A 17,822-nucleotide genomic window follows, 5' to 3' on the forward strand; every position below is an offset into this window, starting at 1 on the left:
GGGTATTATGGGTCTGTATTTGAAATTTTCTGACTCCGGTTTATATTTTCACTTTTCTGAATACATGGATCGCAAGAGTGACAACACCGATACAAAGCAGGGATAATACACTGATCTGGGTCACTGGAATCTCACCGGTCTGGAGTATTCGGATGCCATCGATTGCAAAACTGAGTGGATTCACTCTGGCGATGGGTTCCAGCCATGCGGGCATGACATCATAGGGCATCATAGCCGATGAGGTAAAGAAGAGTGGCATTGAGATCATGGCATTTGCTGCTGCATACTGGTCATGATCATCCAGATAGATGGCAATTGTTGTTGCCGCAGCGGAGAGGAGTGCTCCGAAGATGAAGAGAATAATGTACGTTCCGATAAGCTGGGTCAGGGAGTATAACCTGGCTCCCAGAAGAAATGCAAAGATGAGAATGATTGTTGACTGGATGACTCCCCGGATGGTAATGACCAGTATCTTCCCAAACAGGATACTCTCCCGGGGAGGGGGGAGGGCAAGGAATTTATTGAAAAATCCCAGCATACGGTCAAGGATAAGAAGACCTCCACCGGCTAGTGATGCAGAGAGGACGGTCATGGCCAGAATGCCCGGTGTTACAAAATCAATGTAATGTTCAGTGAACCGTATGGGAAGAGCAAGACCTACGAAGATTAGCCAGGCAGCCGGCATGGCCATTGCTGCAATAAACCCCCATTTTCCTCTAAACCACCGGACAAGGTCACGTTTACAGTACACCAGTATCGGATTCATCGTTTCCCCATCATATTCCGGAAGGTGCTTGATTTAAACGGACTTTTATCCTCCCCTGGTCCTACAAGATGAAGAAATACATCATCAAGGGACGGCTGCCTGACTGACATGGATAAAACCTGATTTCCGGCATCGCTTAGGGCATCTTTCACCAGGGGGAGTGCTGCTGCTCCGTTTTCACAATGAAATATGAGGGTATCTTCCTCCTGATGTGCAAAGCTCACTCCCGGCACATCAATACCGGTGAATTTCCCTGATATAGAAACTGATATGATATCCTGAGAAATTATCCCTTTTAATCTTGCCGGGGTATCAACCGCCTGAATTCTGCCATGGTCAATGATGGCAACCCGGTCACAGTACCGGTCTGCTTCATCCATGTAATGGGTTGTGACAAAGACCGTCATCCCATCATTTCGAAGCGTTCTGATGTGCTCCCAGATCTTTTTCCTGGCAGCAACATCAAGGCCGACGGTTGGTTCATCAAGAAACAGGATCTTCGGGTTATGCACCAGAGCCTGGGCAAGTTCAAGACGTCTTCTCATCCCTCCCGAATACACCTTTGCCCGTTCATCTGCCCGGTCCAAAAGATCAAGAATTTTCAGAACCTCATTGGATCGTTCAACGGGATTTTTCACGCCATAGAGTTCGGCAAACATGATGACATTCTCCCTCCCACTCAGTCTGACATCGACTGCCATATCCTGCGGAACATAACTAATGGACTCCCGAACCCTTCGGGGGTTTTTCCGGATGTCATATCCACAGATGGTCGCATCTCCGCTGTCTGGGTCAAGAAGGGTTGTCAGCATCAGAACGGTTGTTGTTTTTCCGGAGCCGTTCGGCCCGACAAGACCGAATATTTCGGTTCCGACTGAAAGGGTCAGGTTATCTACTGCCAGAAGATCACCAAATCCTTTGGTGAGGGAATGGGTTACCAGTGGGTATTCATGAACGGATTGATTGTGACGGTATGTGGTTGCCATAGGGTATAAGGATTTCAGGGTTCTTTCCCTGTTTCGTATTACATTATATTCGAGTGAAAATAAAAAAGCGTTGAATTGTATTCATATCATTCACCGATACCGTTGGAAGTAATCAAGGGTGGTTCTGCACACACTCCTAATATTCCGGATTCTGATACCGTGATCATTATGAAATTATTATTTTTATATTATGGCTTTTTATCAGGTTCAGGGATGATTACATACATTTCATCTCATGATAATCTGCAATATATCTTCTCAAACTCTCGTATTTTTTTTGCGATTATTTTTTGAATCTGGGCATCATTCAATTCATCCGTATATTTTTCTTCTTCCCTGATCATATCATCGATCTTCTGTAACTCATAATGATGCAACATCCAGATATATTCTTCACGAAGGGTTGGATTTTTCAGGACCGTATATGCAAGATTGACATCCGGTGTCCGTTCCAGTGTCCGGTACCGGGAACGAAGAAGAGATTCAATCTCACTTTTTGGAAGTGAGCTGATATGTTCATCGACACCAAAGATTGAAAAGAATGTTCTATCAGAGGGGGGGAGGAATTCTTTCCAGTCATGATTTGAGGATAAATTATTTCCTATCCGGTCAAAAATATCCAATATCTGCTCTGATACTGTAAGCGACATATACATAACTTTGCTGACGAATTGCGGATCAAAAACTTCCCATCTTTTTCGCAGTTTTTTTATCAGTTCCTTTGCATCTTCATTTGGACTATCCTGAATGAAATTCTTGCAGTTTATGAACTGTTCCCGCTTTATCGGGTCCTGCATTATCGCTGATATTAAAACTGATAATTCATCACCGGATGACGCATATGCTATTGCCTCCTCCTCACTGCAATCCTGATTCAGTCCAGAAAATTCAAAAATATCTGGCATTCCTTTTGAGATAAGGAACATGTAATCGTGGTGATTTTGAGTAAAAGCTCCTAATTTTCGAATAGTAAGAGCATTTTTTAAATACTCATCATGGGCTTTTTTGAGATTCTCGATCAAATGAGCCGGGCTATATCTGGTAGCATGCTCAAACCTGATAAGAAATTCATCATATTTCACCCGGAGTTGCAGGTCTGAAAGCACCCTGTAGGCCTCTTCGATAGAATCATCCGGATAGACCGATAATGTGCACTCCCGTTCATATGCTTTTTGAAGCGTCTCTTTTGAAAACCCTTTCAGTACTCCCAGAACAGCATAATAGGATGGAATACCTGAACTGATGTCTTCAACCCATTGAGGATACCGCGACTTGTAATTGAAAAACCGTTCAATATATTGCACTCCTTTTCGTGGATCGATATTCTCCGACGAGACTTTCCAGTACGGATCATCGTCAGGATTCAATGGTGGGGGCGATTGTTTTGGGCTTTTCTGTATTTGTGCTCTCTTTTTATTCCCCATTGTTCCCCCGGATGGTAATAATACACCCGTCTTCCAGGTTTAAATCAGATATCCGCAGGTCATCACCCGGTGTCATCTCTCCGATCTCAATCATTTCATCTCCTGTCATAATCTGCCGGTCAATCAGCTCACGTTTCAGTGATTCGATAGAGGTTGCAGGATTGAGGTACATATCCAGGGTCGTCTTCCCTGACTCATCTCCGATGACGACATGAACACTCCTCTTCCCGACAAGTTTTTTCATCCACTTGCTCTTCTCTTTCTTTGAAAGACGGGAGCGTGATTCAAATTTTACCGTCCGCTCGTTTCCTGAGTCAGTGTCATAGGCCCGGACATTGAGGATTCCGAACTCTTCACCTACCGCGAATGTGACTTCAATTTTATTTTCTTCGGCTGGCATAGGTTCGACGCTGATATAAAACTGCCCAAGATATTCATTATCCTCCGCCATCTCCTCCTCTCCCTGATATACTGCGATGATGACTTCAGGAACATAATCCCATGAATTTGTGTAAAGCCTTGTCCGGGAGATTGGGATTTTTGTGTTTCGTTCGATTACCCTGGACAGAGTTCCGTTCGTGATTTTTACACCAAGAGAAGAAGATATTACATCACTGATCTCCACATTCTTCGCCATCCTGGATTTTTCTGGAACATAGGTACTTCCTGCCAGTGCTGCCCCTTCTGCAACTGCAGTGTATGGATCTCCTTCCAGCGGTTCTTTTCCAAAATATTCCGTAACAAACCTTCTGACCGCTGGTATCAGGGTTGTTCCCCCAACAAGGAGGATATCATCGATCTCATCTTTTTCAAGGGATGCATCGTGAAGGGCACGTTCCATTGGTGCACGGGTGCGTTCAATCAGATCCTGAATCAGGGATTCGAGTGTTTGCCTGGTCAGTTCCATCGTGAATGGAGGACGGTTCTCTGCAACAAACGGAATGGTAATTTGTGTACTCTCTTCTGTAGAAAGGGCTATCTTTGCCTCCTCGGCAGCCTCCTTGAGTGTAGCCTGCAATGCCAGGTCAATTTTATCGCTTTTTCCGAGTTCCTTTTGTAATGCTTTCGTGACATAAGCAATGATCCGCGTATCCAAATCGTCTCCGCCAAGCCGGTGTTCTCCGGTACTTGCATCGACATCAAAAAAGCCGGATGAGACAGAAAGGATGGACACATCAAATGTTCCCCCACCAAAATCGTAAACCAGAACTTTTCGGTCCCTATCTTCCCTGATTCCATAGGCAAGTGCGGCAGCGGTCGGTTCGTTTATCAGCCGGACAACATTAATTCCTGCAATCTCTGCTGCATCCATGATCGCCTGCCTTTGGCTGTCAGAATAGTTTGCAGGGACGGATACGACGGCATCGTAGAAGGTTTTTCCTGTCCGTTCCCTGGCATCCTGGATGAGTTTTTGAAAGATGAGGGCCCCGATATATTCAGGGGGAAATTTGAACCTCCCCACCTGTTTCTTATAATCAGTTCCCATTTCACGCTTGATGGAACTGACAACTTTATCAGGGTGGATAATCTGATTATGCTTGGCCTGCTCCCCGATGGAGAACTCCTTTTCGTTTTTGAAATATACAACCGATGGGGTAATTTTGCTGCCCTGGTCGTTCTCGATGACCACTGGTTCATCCAGAAGCATATATGCCATCTTGGAATTTGTTGTGCCAAAGTCTATGCCGATTATATCTTTGTTCATTGTAGTGTCCAGTTTAAAATTTTCATTCACTCACCGGGCTGGTATGGATCCTGGTATCGTGGCATCTGTTCAACCAGATTCAGCGAGTTATTATGTAACCTTATCGAAATACATCTCTCAAATTCTCTGACATGGGTAGTTAATGTGCGAAGATCATCTTTCAGTTTTTGCATATCATCTTCCAGTTGTCCCTGAATGTCAGCCTGTTCGGTAATAATCTGACTCAAATCATGAATCTCCTCTTCATTCTGTTCAATCTTCTTCTCCAGTTCTGCTATCTCCTTTTCAAGCCTGGTGATATGTTCACTCTCTTTATGGGCCAGCTGGTCGATATCATGAGTGATTGCATCAAATTTCTGCCGGTTTGGAAATATCCGGTTAAAGATTGAAGTGACCATGCCTGGCTTTTGTAATGGTAGAGGCTCCCTTGGCTTTTTCGAGATGATGACTTCTGCCGGTCTGATAAGTTGAGACTCCCGCAGGTATCCGCGTCTTACTACTGAAAATATAGTGTCTTCCGGGTATTTGCTATTATATTCAAGTCCGACTGCCATATGCAGGGTATCATCAAATATGGCTCCGGGTTGTGGGTCGATGGGTGTCAGTTTGCCTGATGAGAGTACCTGCTGATACATCCCTTCAATATTGAGATGATAATTTTCATGGACCTCCCGCACGGCATCACAGGTGGGATTTTTTGAGCTGTGCATCATGCGACATAACGAATCTGCAATAACCAGTAATTTTTTTGCTTGATCTGCCTGAAGGTCTTTCTTTTTCAATTCCTCATTTTTTCGTGTTGTCTCAATGAAATCTTTGAATTCTTTTTTAATGGCGTTATATTGAGATTCAAAATGTTCTGCTTTTTTCTGAAGATCGGTGATATCCGGATCAACCATTGGTGACATGTTTGTCTTTGGGAGAATATAGCTTTTATTATATTGTCCCCCCTCATTGGTACAGGATGTACCTGGCAGGGAATGAGTCAGGTTTAAAAGATTTTGCGTCTGCCTTATCTTTAGATAATCCGCGATTGCTGCATTCAAGACCAGGATTCATCCTTCTTTCCCTGAAGCTGTTCCAGCAGATCAAGGATTAGTCCATATTGTTCAGATCCGATTCTGAAACCTTCACGGATCATTACCTGGAGAATCTTTTTTACTTTCTCTTTGGATATGATTCTGTTTTTCACAAGAGTAAAAAGAATAAATGCAGATCCTCTCACTTCAATCTGAAACATTTCTCCGATCTCACGACTTATCCGGTCATCAACTATGGCGATGCCTTGTAGTTCGTCCGAGAGAGCCAGAACCTCCATCTCCCCTGGGTGAAGATCACGGTGCAAACCAGAGAATTTCTCTAAAAAATGCTCTTCTGGCGGTTTCAGGGTAAGAGATTCCTGCGTAATGAGATGAGCGGTAACTTCAGCATCAGGATGTCCCTGTACCCTCCCGATCGTAACAACCTCTGCATATACCGCAGGGGGGATGTAATTTTCTGAATGTACCTCTAAAGCGAGATGGAGAGCTCCGGCCCTTGCAAAATAGATCAGTGGTGATGAATCAAATACCCGAATCATATCTTCATTGCTGCCTGATAATCATCCTGAATATCCTGAACTGATACATTAAGGATTACATTGTTCTTCTTCAGGAGATCTATCATTTCTCTCACAGATATCTCACATATCTCTGCGGCTTTTCCGAGTGAAATACGTCCCTGCCTGTACTGATCCAAAGCATTTTTTCTGAGTTCTTCATCAAGACCTGAGGACAAGGCCATTCGAATCAGGGAAGAGCGATCTAATGCAGTAAGAAGAGACAGTGCTTCAATCTTTCGTGATATTTATGAGGTAGGGCGTATTGAAATGACAGAAACCATGTATACACAATAAATATTTATATACATGAACTTTTCTGCTCATTAAATACTCCTTAACCGGAATTAAACGCCCATATATATTCGTTTTATTCTGATGAATTTGACAGGATGATCTCCAACATGACTTTTAAGGATAGGTGGGGGATTATGACATGAATCCTGTGAATCTTAAGAGATTGAAATCTTAACGAAATGATAATTCCCATGAGGATGACGAGAGGAGATAATCAATTCGATTAGAAATTGGGACGATAATGTTTAAAAAAGAGGTTTAGTCATGTCCATGGCAGCAGTTCTCATGAAAGTGATGGTGTTCACTATCGTGGATATGCTCATGGGTGTGTACTTTTCCATTATGCTCATGTGCATGTTCATGCTTATCTGAATCGTGACAACACATTCTTTTTGCCTCCACCTCATATTATTGAATAGCCATAGATAAGGTTTCTGTCGGTGTTACGAATTTTAAGTGTGTATTAAGCCATATATCCAGAAAACATCTCAAATCATTGTTTTTTGTGTGGTAATAAAAAAAGTGTTACGTTTTTTCACTGATACATATGTAGCAGTTCATCGTTTATGAGTGGAATTTTTTAATAGGAAACTTTTCTCGCCATGAGATCTGATATTTTAAAAAAATATTCTTAATTTGACCACCTTAATTTTGTTGCATGTTCTCATTGAATGGTCTGAAGTATGGTTGATAATGAATTTAAGTTAATAATTTCATCATATTCAGGTAAGATCCTTTTTTATGGAATTCTGTTTGTTACAAGAGGGTGTTGCACCAATGATCAATATCATGCAGGATCACAAATGATCGATCTCTACCCCTTAAGCTATCAACCAAAATAGACTAATTGATGTATGAACCTGCATGTATCAATTCCCACTTTACATACTGTGTTTGCAAAAATATAGGAAAAACCTGAACCTCTTGACGGTTTTATAATATTCGTAGCAAATTCTTTAATTTTAACTATACCCTCAAATCTGATAAGTTTTTTTATATTATGCACTAATGCAGCTAAAAAGAATTCTCCCTCGCAATTCTCTTTCCCTTTTTGAGAGAAACTCCTAAACCTCATATTATGTTTCATATTACCAAAAACTGGTTCGACCATGTATTTTCGTTTTCGATATAACTCTCTACCAGTGGGGGATTTCACACGTACTTCCATAACTCGTTTACAAATTTCCTGAGTTGTTGCTTGTTTCTCTCTGTTCATAAAAGATTGCCAAACAAACGTCCCGATACTTTGCAATTCCGGAAATGTGATTATTTCTCCCATACAAATCGCCCGACATATCATTTCCATTCGTGAGATATACCCATCATTATCTGAATATTCTGGAATTTTTCTTTCTTTAGAAGGAGGGATGATGAGTTGAATGCCATAATCCAATTCTGCTAAAGAATTCGGGTATGAGAAATAACCTGCATCAGATAGTAGTATATTAGGCGAAATTGATGGATGAATACCCGTAAAAAGGTCTTCGAGTTCATTTAGCATAGGTATTAATAATTTTTTATCGTTTTGCTCATCTGATATCATTGCAGCGAGGATAAATTGATTTTCAGAAACGATAATCTGCCCATTATACCCTTGAATCCAGCCATTGGTGGTTGACATTATCTGACTTTCAGGATCAGTGAGATTTACTTTTGAATCTGAAGATGGCTCTTTTTTAGGCTCTAAAGGCTTTCTACCTCGTTTCTTTTTACCCGATTCTAATTCTTCTTTTTCGCGGTCCAGAATCTTTTCTTCTTGTTTTTTAGATTCGATATCATGTCGTTCAATTAATTTCTCTTTAGCCCGATTAAGAACTTCCTTTCGTTTTTCTTTTGTTGAAAGATGCTCAGGTAGTCGGTTAATCTCCATATCCTGAATATTTATATCATCGTTTTCTAACTCATCAATTTCCTGTGATTCATCAAAAAGCCGACCTAGCTCTGCTTCAAGGTATTTTAATTTTTTATTGGCTGATAAAGAGGCATTACAGCCAAATTTTGATCCATCGAGGGCTAGGACACCGATTCTTGCTATCCCGGATTCTACGATAATTTGAGATAATTGTTTAAAAAGGGATTTGATTTCTTTTGAATTATTCTTCTTGAAACGATAGATCGTTGTATGGTCAGGTGTAAGATTATTGGCGACGATCCGATATCCAATATCATAATGGCAGCACATCTCAATTTTTCTGCTAGATTTTTCTCCACGAATCATTGAATAAATTATTATTCCAAGCATTGAACGAGGATCAAAAAAGGCAGAACCGCGACCATCGTCACGATATTTATTAATAAATGGACTAATATCGAGAATCGAAAGAATTTCTAATATGCCATAAGTAATATCATTTTCAGATAGCCAGTCCATCGCATTGACAGGGAGTAAAAATTGTTGTTCATTACCATATCCTCTAATCATGTTATAGCGATGAGACATATAATATATTGATCTTAATAATATATATAATTAAGCTTTAATAATTTATATTAAGCTTTTTTTGTGTTTGTGCAACAGCCTCACAAATATTTCATAATTATCGGGTATTGGTACCACATGTATGTGGTGGGTTTTCATTATCAGAATGTGAATAGATCTCCAACGCGGACTGTAACCTGCAGTGATATGTCGGAAAGAAGAGATATGTTCTCCGTATATGGGATACGTTCATCTGAATACAGATGCCTTGCTCCAGCGGAGATAATAGGATACCATTTTTGTGATGATCATGAGCAATACGTTCATTCAGGTAGGTCAGCATCCCTGCCTCGTATCCTTCTCTGATCCGGGTATCTGATGAACAACGCAAGAATCGGCGATAATGCGGTTGGAATTATCATGAGAAACATCGCATCCGGAAGGGAACCCATATTATCAGCAGCCCAGCCGATGATCGCGGCTCCGATACCCCCAACCCCCACACAAAGACCTAAGGTAAGACCTGAAGCAAACCCTACGGATTCGGGCAGAAGTTCCTGCATCATAGTGACCGAGGTGACATAACAGAAACACGCAAAGAAGGAGTACATAAAGATACCACTATACATAAGCCATCCCTGACTTAGAAAGATAAGACAAAAAAAGGGAACTGCAGCTGCAAAGCCGAACACCAGCATATTTTTCCGCCCATATCTGTCTGAAAGATATCCTCCGGCAATCTGGCCGGCAACACCTATAAAAAGCATTATTGTGACGATAAGTGATGTGGTTATAGTGTCCATACCATGCTGTCCGAGCATTAAGAGAGCCGGGAGGTAGGTAATTATTCCAACATAAGTCCAGGCTCGAAGAGAACAGAGAAATACCACAAGACCGGCAGGAACCCACCAGTATCTCTCCTTTTTCTGCTTTGATACTGGCTTTTTCCTCTCATAATGAGCAGATACTAAAGTATTGAATTTTTTATCAACAGAATAGATCCAAACTGCTCCCAATATCCCAGGAATTACCAGCCATGCGATGCTGGATAGCCCGAAGAAGGTTATCATTACTCCAGCGATGAGTGGGCCTATTGAGTAACTGATACTTCCACTTGTTGTAAAGATCGAGTTAAATATACCTCTCTTCTCTATTGGACTGAGCCGATATACTGATTCCATCGCTGCCGGGTGGAACAGTGCATTCCCAAGTGCTGCACCTGAAACCAGGGCCAGCATAAGAAGATAGTTATTTGTCAGGACTGCGAGAGATATCCCGGCACTTGATAGCAGTACGCATATCCATATGGGTACCTTTTTTCCAGTCCTGTCGCTGAACAGCCCTGCAACCGGCTGAACTAATGATGATGTCACATTATAGGCAGTTACCATAAATCCTGCCAGAAAAAATGAGAGATTCATATTAGTAATCAGGACCGGAAGAATGATGGGCAGAAATGGTGAGTAGAGATCTACCAGGAAATGCCCCCCGATACTAGAATAAATCTTCTTTTTAGATTCTGTTACCATGGATGAAATCTCTCAAAAAAATAAGGGAAAAAGGAGATTATGAGATTTGTGGGTAGATGAATATCCCGTCCTTCTTTACATCAAGACCCGGCACTTTCAGGAACCGATCTACATACTCCTGATGGATTGCATAAGGATCAATATCAGAAAGTTGATCCGGATAGAGAGCTTTTGCCATGTATAAGGCTCCAAGACAGTTGCTGTGTGAGACGATATTCACATCAAGGAGATAGACTTTGTTATTCTTGACCGCATCAAGTTTATCAAATCCAGGTCTGCTCTTTATGCGATCAAGTTCTGCCTGGGCCGCATTCTTGTCAGTATACCCATATCCGAGTGCTTCATCAAAGTCTTCCATAACAATAGCTTCCGGATTCTTCGCTATGACCACTTCTGGATCAATCTCGAAGTAGGACGCAGTATCCATGATCTTTCCAGCGGTATCTTTCGTATTCTGGGTCATGGTATCTGCTCCGAGGAACTGTAATGTCTTGATTGTCGGACAATCATTGCCACCACTTCCAAGAGCTCCGTTCTTTCGTGGGTACAGATAAATGACTTTTGTCTTCTCATCTTCAGATAATCCTGCTACCTTGTCATGAATGCTTCCGAGAGTTCCTCCCATCCAGTTGACATACTCTTCTGCAGTTGATGGAGAACCGGTCAGATATCCAAGCATCTTCGAATAACCAAGGCTGTTCTGAATATCACCATGGTAAATCATAGCCAACGGAGTCAGGCCTGATTCCTGTAATTTTTTCATCAGTCCTTCATCAAAATACTGATTATTCACAATCAGGTCAGGCTTGAGAGCAATAAGTGCTTCCATGTCCGGTTCTTCTGCAGAACCCAGATTCTTTTGCTTGCTGATAGTTGGAAGAATAATATCCCGGTTTACGGTATTCTCATCAATTCCTACGATCTTGTCCCCGACTCCGATAACCTGTGCATTTTCTGCGATCATCCGGTCAAGAGTAATGAGCCTTTGTACCGGGGTCTTTACTTTTACTGGTTGTTTGAAGGCATCCTGTACCCACATTTCTGTCGCAGTTCCATCGATGATCTTCTGTACCTGCTCAGCGTCTGCACTATCTACTTTTCCATCCTGATTGGCATCTGCAAGTGGAGTGGATGCTGTTTTTCCAGCGGCAATTTCGTTGATAAGATCAATATCCTGCTGATCAATGTTCATATCTGAATTCGCATTTCCAAAAATATACAGGGTAAATTCCATCCCTGATGCAGATCCTGTAGTCGTCAGACAACAAAGAGTGAGGAGTGTTAAGAGCACTCCTCCATAGATACACCATTTTTTCATACTAAATCACTACCTATCAATTTATGTTATGATCAAATTTAAATATAGCACAATCATTCATACCTTATTTCAAAATAGTAATATTGCATCCCAACACATTTCTATGAACGATCATCAGGGGGTATCCCTGAGGTATTGTGAGGTCATGAGTCAACATAACCCGGAAAATTCTCAAAGTAATGCTTCAATGTCTGAAATACAATCCTCGTATTATCGGTATCATTCTCGAAAGGTCCTGTTTCTTCTCTCCGTTTCATTTGGAATTCTATTTTTGGTTGGGATAGCGGCATCTTTTGGATCCTATGAGCTGGATCTTGTTTCGGTATACACCACAATATTTGCAGGCATTTTTCCCGGGATGGGAATACCAGAATCTGTTGCGAATACGATAATATGGGATATCCGACTCCCAAGAATATCCATGGCCATTGTATGCGGGGCAAGTCTTGGTGTAGCTGGTGCAATACTGCAGGGAGTGCTTCGAAACCCGCTTGCTGAACCATTTACCTTAGGGATATCTTCAGCTGCCGCGATGGGCGCATCCCTTGCAATCATCGGGGGGCTTAAATTATTTGGAGCATACAGTGTGGTCCTCAATGCATTCATAAGTGCATTTCTTGCTACCATGGTCATTTACTCCATTGCAAAAAGTAAAGGAATGACCCCGGAAGCGATAATCCTTGCTGGTATTGCTATCATGTTCCTTTTGGATGCGGTTACGTCATTTATGCAATACCTCGGAACAGCCGAACAGGTACAGGCCGTGGTCTTCTGGATGATGGGAAGTGTATCGGTAGCCAATTGGGAGACTGTTTTTATTGTTTTTTGCATTGCAGTCATAGCCATCCCGTATCTCATCTACAAGGCATCAGATCTCACCATTATAGGAGCCGGAGATGAAACCGCTCACAGCCTGGGAATAAATGTGGAGCATGTACGGATGCGAACACTTATATTTGCTGCTCTTCTCACCGCTTCAGTCACTGCTTTTTGTGGAATCATCGGATTTGTAGGGCTGGTTTCCCCGCATATCACAAGGATGGCTATCGGGGGAGATAACCGGTATGTGATTCCAGGATCTGCCCTTGTCGGAGGAATTCTCCTCCTGGGTGCTGATACCGTTGCTCGAACGATCCTTGCCCCTATGATTTTACCAGTGGGTATTATGACCGCCCTTGTGGGTGTTCCCTTCTTTATGTTTCTTTTTATGCGAAAGAGGAAAGAATTATGGTAAACCTAGAAATTAACGATGTCAGTTTCAGTTATCCGGGTGCTGATATTCTCCACAATATCACCTTTTCTATCGGACCTGGAGAGATGACCGGATTAATCGGACCAAATGGATCAGGGAAAAGTACCCTCATTAAATGCATTGATACCATATTAAAACCCAAAGGCTCGATTCTATTAAGCGGGAAGGACATTCTGACTATGCCCCGGGTTGATCTGGCAAAAAGTATCGGACTGGTTCCGCAGCATGGTACCAGTGCAATGGACTCAACTGTCTTTGAAACTGTTCTGATGGGCAGAAGGCCTCATGCTGCCTGGAGAATCAGTGAAGAGGACATTAACAAGGTTGCACATGCTCTCGAACGTCTGGGTATAGGGGATATGGCAATGAGGGATTTTTCAAGTTTGTCCGGAGGACAGAAACAGATGGTCCTTCTGGCCCGGGCAATATGCCAGGAACCGGAAGTGCTCCTTCTTGATGAACCAACATCAGCCCTAGATATCAGACACCAGCTCGAAGTTCTGGAAATTGTCAATCATCTCGTAAAAGAACGGAATATGTCAGCGATCATTGCGTTACATGACCTGAATCTTGGTGCCCGGTATACTGATTCAATGGTAATGCTTCGACAGGGTGTTATCTTTTCTGCTGGAAGCCCGGTGGACCTGTATACTCCGGAAATGATTGAAGAGGTGTATGGAGTAAAAGCAGAGATCATTTCAGTTCTTGGAAAACCTCACGTGGTTCCGATTCGACCGGTGGAATACGGGCATTTTCGTCCGGATGATTTCAAAGCAGAAGTCAGCATGGAGATACCGGCCTGAATGTCTCATGCAGAAAACCTCTGTCCCCGGGACATCGGGGATGAGTCACTCCTTTATCAGGTTGCATCACTCTGTATTGATTTCAGGTTTATCCGTCTGATACCCGGCCTGAAGATTCGGGTAGTCCGGACCTTCATTGCTGCTCTTTTGAGCTCTGTAGCCTCGATTCTGTTGCTGTTTTACGTAAGTATTTTCATTTCCGGACTTATTGAGGGGCAATCACCCGGTACCATGTCACCTGTTATCGTTGCAATGGGAGGTATGCTCCTGCTCCGGGTCATATCTGAGGTCTATCGGGAACGTTCAGCTCACGATACCGCCGGTCTGATGAAGCGATCATTGCGATCACTGCTCTATCAGAAAATTCTCTCCTTAGGTCCAGCATACACAGATCAGAAAGATTCCGGATCAATAGCGGCTGTTTTTGTAGATGGAACAGAGCAGCTGGAGCAGTATGTTGCATATTATATACCTTACATCCTGCTTTGCATGCTGGTCCCACTCTCCCTTTTTATTGCATTTGCATTGTTAATCGATACCATAACGGCATGTATTCTACTCGTCTTTGTACCTCTGGTTCCTCTCGCAATCATGATATCAAACCGGGAAAGCAGAGTGAAAAGAACCGATGTCTGGCAGGATTACAAGGCACTCAGTTCCTATTATACCGAAAGCCTGCAGGGATTACCAACCCTGAAATTATTCAACCAGCATATTTCCCGTGCCGGTGAGATACGAAAAAAGGCAGAGCAGTTAAGCAGTACCTATGTCAGGCGTCTTCGTATTGGTCTGCTGGTTAGTCTGGTAGCAGATATGATCCCGTATCTTGGGTATGGTGCTGCCATGCTCTATGTCTGCATACAATTGAGTAGTGGATATATGCAGACCGGACAGGTCATGCTTGTTCTCTTACTCGGTCCGGTTTTTTATGAGCATGTCATTCATCTGGGCCAGTATTATCATATCAGTGTGAATGCGAAAAGTACCATTCAATCCATCCTTTCACTCATCACAACCGACCCGACTATCGAAGAACCAGAGAATACAACGATACCATCCCTTCCCCGTCCCTGGTCGGTCCGGTTTTCTGATGTATCTTTTGCATATGAACCGGGCCGTCCGGTCCTGAATCACTGTTCGTTTTCCATACAGGAGGGTGAAATGGTTGCCCTGGTCGGCGCCTCCGGAGCAGGAAAAAGTACGATTGTTGATTTACTCTTCCGGTATTATGATGCAGAACAGGGTGAGATCGAGATATGTGGTCTGCCGATTCGTTCAATTCCTCTTGATCTGCTCCGGAGTCATCTCTCCCTGGTCTCACAGGATACGTATTTGTTCCATGATACCGTGAGAAACAACCTTCTCTTTGGAAACCCTGATGCGAATGATGCTGATATTGAGAAGGCAGTCCAAATCTCCCGCCTTGATGATTTTATCCAATCGTTGCCCCAGGGGTTAGATACTATTGCCGGGGAGCGTGGATTACGTTTTTCCGGAGGTGAGAGACAACGGATTGCAATCGGGCGGGCTATACTCAAAGATGCACCGATTCTGATTCTTGATGAACCCACTGCAAGTGTGGATGCAGAGAGTGAACGGCATATCAGGGATGGTATCCGAACCCTCCAGTCAGGACGGACGATCCTGGTCATCGCTCACCGCCTGTCCACGATACGGGATGCAAACCGGATTCTGGTCATGGAAGGCGGAAGTATTGTTGAGTCAGGAACCCATGAGGAACTGATACAGCACCATGGCAGATATGCAGAACTGGTAAAGGCCCAAGATCTTGCCGGGGGAACAGCGATTTCACATCAGGGAGGGAGTGTATCATGAGGGGAAGAACCGCATTTTTCCGGCTCTTCAAAGTTATTATCCCACAGATACCGATCATAAGTCTGGGAGTTCTCGCTGATATTCTGAAATACGGGGTAACCCTTCTTATCGGGTTATTGGGTGTCGATCTGTTACGGATGGCACGGGAAGGAGCGGATGCTTCAGTTCTTATCCCCTGTGGGGTGCTCATCTGTATTCTGGCGGTTTCCAGAGGAGTGTTTGGATACTTGAGCCCATATCTCTGCCATATCGGTGCATACCGGCTGCTTGCAGATCTTCGGGACCAGTTCTACCGCATCCTAGAACCACTTGCTCCTGCAATACTGATGCATCGCCGAACCGGTGATATGGTTTCTGTTGCCGGGAATAATATTGAAACGCTTGAACTCTTCTTTGCTCATACTATCGCTCCGCTGATAACTGCAATCGTCATCCCCATCCTGGTCTTTGTATCGCTCTTTTCTATCCATCCACATATCGCAGTAATATATGGAATCTTCACGATCCTGATACTTACTCTTCCAAGTCTTGCAATGTCTTTGAATAACGAACGGGGGGAGTGGCTTCGTGTGCTGGTTGGCGATATCCATGCATTTCTCATTGACAGTGTGCAGGGGATTCGGGAGATCCTTGCATTCTCACGTTCATCATTCAGATATAATCAGGTAATGGACCTGAATGATGCCTACCAGGAAGAGTACGGCGTATATGTTCAAAAGAATTCGATTATTACCGCGATATACATTCTGCTCCTTTCCGGAGGAATAATTTCACTCCTGGCAGACTCGTCACTCCTGACTGTTGCAGGATCTATCGATCCACTTTACCTTCCGATTGTAGTCTTATTTGCTTCAGTAGGGTTCAGCTCGATGGCGAATGTCATTGAAATATCAAAACAACTCAGTCTGACCCTTGCCGGGGCAAAACGACTCTATGACCTGATGGACTTAAAGCCCCATGTTACTGAACCTGAACAGCCTGTCTGTCCACACGAGTTTCAACCGTCTATCTCGGTTGATGGTGTTTCATTCCGGTATTCTGATACAGATGTTGATGTTTTACAGGATATCTCATTTGATGTTCCCATGGGAAAGACCGTTGCTCTCGTAGGCATGACAGGAGCAGGGAAGACAACGATTGCACATCTTATCATGCGATTCTGGGATCCTGTTCAGGGAATTATCCGGGTTGGAGGGTATGATATCCGTACCCTCTCCCTTTCATATCTCCTGAATATGGTGGCGATGGTTACGCAGGATATTTTCCTCCTCAACACTTCTATCATGGAAAATATCAGGCTTGGCCGGGCTGATGCATCAGACGGAGAAGTGATGGCAGCCGCTTTGTTTGCCCGGATTCATGAGTTTATCTGTTCTCTTCCGAATGGATACCATACGATAGTCGGTGAACGGGGAATCAGACTATCCGGAGGTGAACGACAACGAATCGCCATAGCACGGGCTGTTTTGAAAAATGCACCCATATTGATCATGGATGAAGCAACTTCCGCCCTAGATACCTGTACAGAACTTGAGATACGAGAGGCTATGAAGGAATTAAGTATGGGAAGAACGGTGCTCATTATCGCCCACCGTCTTTCCACTATCATGCATGCCGACCAGATTCTGGTCCTCAGGGAAGGAAAGATAGTTGAACGAGGAACACATGAGGAATTAATCCGATTAAACCAGGTATATACCTCTTTGATCAAGGCACAGGAGATCTGACATGATGCTTTTGTTTGAAACATACACCTGGTGCAATGGACGACCAAATGAGGGAGATGTGTGAGAATTGGGTATTCTGAAAAATGCGTTCAGCGATGTCTCATCACTGGAATATCCATTATGAGAAAGGAAAAGATGAAAAGAAATTGTAAATCTGATAACC

General features: G+C 43.2%; 14 protein-coding genes. 4 read left to right on the forward strand and 10 right to left on the reverse strand.

What is annotated here, in order from left to right; genetic code table 11:
- Positions 1-40: 40 nt before the first annotated feature.
- The 10 genes from MHUN_RS00915 to MHUN_RS00965 all read right to left on the reverse strand — a co-directional run bounded on the left by MHUN_RS00915 (position 41) and on the right by MHUN_RS00965 (position 12,041).
- On the reverse strand, positions 41-766 hold the full coding sequence (locus tag MHUN_RS00915) for an ABC transporter permease (protein WP_011447247.1): 726 nt from the start codon (positions 764-766) through the stop codon (positions 41-43).
- Positions 763-1,752, reverse strand: a complete 990-nt coding sequence (locus MHUN_RS00920) for a daunorubicin resistance protein DrrA family ABC transporter ATP-binding protein (RefSeq protein WP_011447248.1) — start codon at positions 1,750-1,752, stop codon at positions 763-765. Before MHUN_RS00920 ends, MHUN_RS00915 begins: the two co-directional genes overlap by 4 nt.
- 233 nt (positions 1,753-1,985) lie before the next feature.
- On the reverse strand, positions 1,986-3,176 hold the full coding sequence (locus MHUN_RS00925; protein ID WP_011447249.1) for a molecular chaperone DnaJ: 1,191 nt from the start codon (positions 3,174-3,176) through the stop codon (positions 1,986-1,988).
- Complete coding sequence (locus tag MHUN_RS00930; protein WP_011447250.1) at positions 3,166-4,881, reverse strand: Hsp70 family protein; 1,716 nt, start codon at positions 4,879-4,881, stop codon at positions 3,166-3,168. Before MHUN_RS00930 ends, MHUN_RS00925 begins: the two co-directional genes overlap by 11 nt.
- 26 nt (positions 4,882-4,907) lie before the next feature.
- Positions 4,908-5,927: a nucleotide exchange factor GrpE gene (grpE, locus tag MHUN_RS00935; RefSeq protein ID WP_011447251.1), complete on the reverse strand. Its 1,020-nt coding sequence runs from the start codon at positions 5,925-5,927 to the stop codon at positions 4,908-4,910.
- The gene (locus tag MHUN_RS00940; protein WP_011447252.1) at positions 5,924-6,460 is read right to left on the reverse strand and encodes a DUF3368 domain-containing protein; all 537 of its coding nucleotides are present in this window, start codon (positions 6,458-6,460) and stop codon (positions 5,924-5,926) included. Before MHUN_RS00940 ends, grpE begins: the two co-directional genes overlap by 4 nt.
- Positions 6,457-6,663: a UPF0175 family protein gene (locus MHUN_RS00945; protein ID WP_052288777.1), complete on the reverse strand. Its 207-nt coding sequence runs from the start codon at positions 6,661-6,663 to the stop codon at positions 6,457-6,459. The genes MHUN_RS00940 and MHUN_RS00945 overlap by 4 nt, the downstream gene beginning before the upstream one ends.
- Before the next feature lie 941 nt (positions 6,664-7,604).
- Positions 7,605-9,215 (reverse strand): IS1182-like element ISMhu2 family transposase, encoded by a 1,611-nt coding sequence (locus MHUN_RS00950; RefSeq protein ID WP_011447087.1) that lies wholly within the window; start codon positions 9,213-9,215, stop codon positions 7,605-7,607.
- Between the two features lie 302 nt (positions 9,216-9,517).
- A complete protein-coding gene (locus tag MHUN_RS00960; RefSeq protein WP_011447253.1) occupies positions 9,518-10,723 on the reverse strand; it encodes an MFS transporter in 1,206 nt (401 codons plus the stop codon).
- 37 nt (positions 10,724-10,760) lie between these two features.
- A complete protein-coding gene (locus tag MHUN_RS00965; RefSeq protein ID WP_011447254.1) occupies positions 10,761-12,041 on the reverse strand; it encodes an ABC transporter substrate-binding protein in 1,281 nt (426 codons plus the stop codon).
- A gap of 145 nt (positions 12,042-12,186) precedes the next feature.
- On the opposite strand from MHUN_RS00965, the gene MHUN_RS00970 reads away from it, so the two are divergent.
- From MHUN_RS00970 to MHUN_RS00985, 4 genes are read left to right on the forward strand one after another with little or no spacing between them, the layout of a single operon-like run.
- Positions 12,187-13,275 carry a FecCD family ABC transporter permease gene (locus MHUN_RS00970; protein ID WP_011447255.1) on the forward strand — a complete coding sequence of 363 codons (1,089 nt, stop codon included), beginning with the start codon at positions 12,187-12,189 and terminating at the stop codon, positions 13,273-13,275.
- On the forward strand, positions 13,269-14,096 hold the full coding sequence (locus MHUN_RS00975) for an ABC transporter ATP-binding protein (protein WP_011447256.1): 828 nt from the start codon (positions 13,269-13,271) through the stop codon (positions 14,094-14,096). The genes MHUN_RS00970 and MHUN_RS00975 overlap by 7 nt, the downstream gene beginning before the upstream one ends.
- Positions 14,097-15,932, forward strand: a complete 1,836-nt coding sequence (locus MHUN_RS00980; protein ID WP_011447257.1) for an ABC transporter ATP-binding protein/permease — start codon at positions 14,097-14,099, stop codon at positions 15,930-15,932. It begins immediately after the preceding gene.
- The gene (locus MHUN_RS00985) at positions 15,929-17,659 is read left to right on the forward strand and encodes an ABC transporter ATP-binding protein (RefSeq protein ID WP_011447258.1); all 1,731 of its coding nucleotides are present in this window, start codon (positions 15,929-15,931) and stop codon (positions 17,657-17,659) included. Before MHUN_RS00980 ends, MHUN_RS00985 begins: the two co-directional genes overlap by 4 nt.
- Positions 17,660-17,822 lie beyond the last annotated feature (163 nt).

The organism is Methanospirillum hungatei JF-1 (genome assembly GCF_000013445.1).
GTDB classification, from domain to species: domain Archaea; phylum Halobacteriota; class Methanomicrobia; order Methanomicrobiales; family Methanospirillaceae; genus Methanospirillum; species Methanospirillum hungatei.

What these genes read in the sequence shown, in the direction of transcription:
- MHUN_RS00980 (WP_011447257.1), top strand. Translation starts at nt 14,097, where the DNA reads ATGTCTCATGCAGAAAACCTCTGTCCCCGGGACATCGGGGATGAGTCA.
- MHUN_RS00920 (WP_011447248.1), bottom strand. Translation starts at nt 1,752, where the DNA reads ATGGCAACCACATACCGTCACAATCAATCCGTTCATGAATACCCACTG.
- MHUN_RS00940 (WP_011447252.1), bottom strand. Translation starts at nt 6,460, where the DNA reads ATGATTCGGGTATTTGATTCATCACCACTGATCTATTTTGCAAGGGCC.
- MHUN_RS00945 (WP_052288777.1), bottom strand. Translation starts at nt 6,663, where the DNA reads ATGGCCTTGTCCTCAGGTCTTGATGAAGAACTCAGAAAAAATGCTTTG.
- MHUN_RS00985 (WP_011447258.1), top strand. Translation starts at nt 15,929, where the DNA reads ATGAGGGGAAGAACCGCATTTTTCCGGCTCTTCAAAGTTATTATCCCA.
- MHUN_RS00950 (WP_011447087.1), bottom strand. Translation starts at nt 9,215, where the DNA reads ATGTCTCATCGCTATAACATGATTAGAGGATATGGTAATGAACAACAA.
- MHUN_RS00925 (WP_011447249.1), bottom strand. Translation starts at nt 3,176, where the DNA reads ATGGGGAATAAAAAGAGAGCACAAATACAGAAAAGCCCAAAACAATCG.
- MHUN_RS00915 (WP_011447247.1), bottom strand. Translation starts at nt 766, where the DNA reads ATGAATCCGATACTGGTGTACTGTAAACGTGACCTTGTCCGGTGGTTT.
- MHUN_RS00930 (WP_011447250.1), bottom strand. Translation starts at nt 4,881, where the DNA reads ATGAACAAAGATATAATCGGCATAGACTTTGGCACAACAAATTCCAAG.
- MHUN_RS00960 (WP_011447253.1), bottom strand. Translation starts at nt 10,723, where the DNA reads ATGGTAACAGAATCTAAAAAGAAGATTTATTCTAGTATCGGGGGGCAT.
- MHUN_RS00975 (WP_011447256.1), top strand. Translation starts at nt 13,269, where the DNA reads ATGGTAAACCTAGAAATTAACGATGTCAGTTTCAGTTATCCGGGTGCT.
- MHUN_RS00965 (WP_011447254.1), bottom strand. Translation starts at nt 12,041, where the DNA reads ATGAAAAAATGGTGTATCTATGGAGGAGTGCTCTTAACACTCCTCACT.
- MHUN_RS00970 (WP_011447255.1), top strand. Translation starts at nt 12,187, where the DNA reads ATGAGTCAACATAACCCGGAAAATTCTCAAAGTAATGCTTCAATGTCT.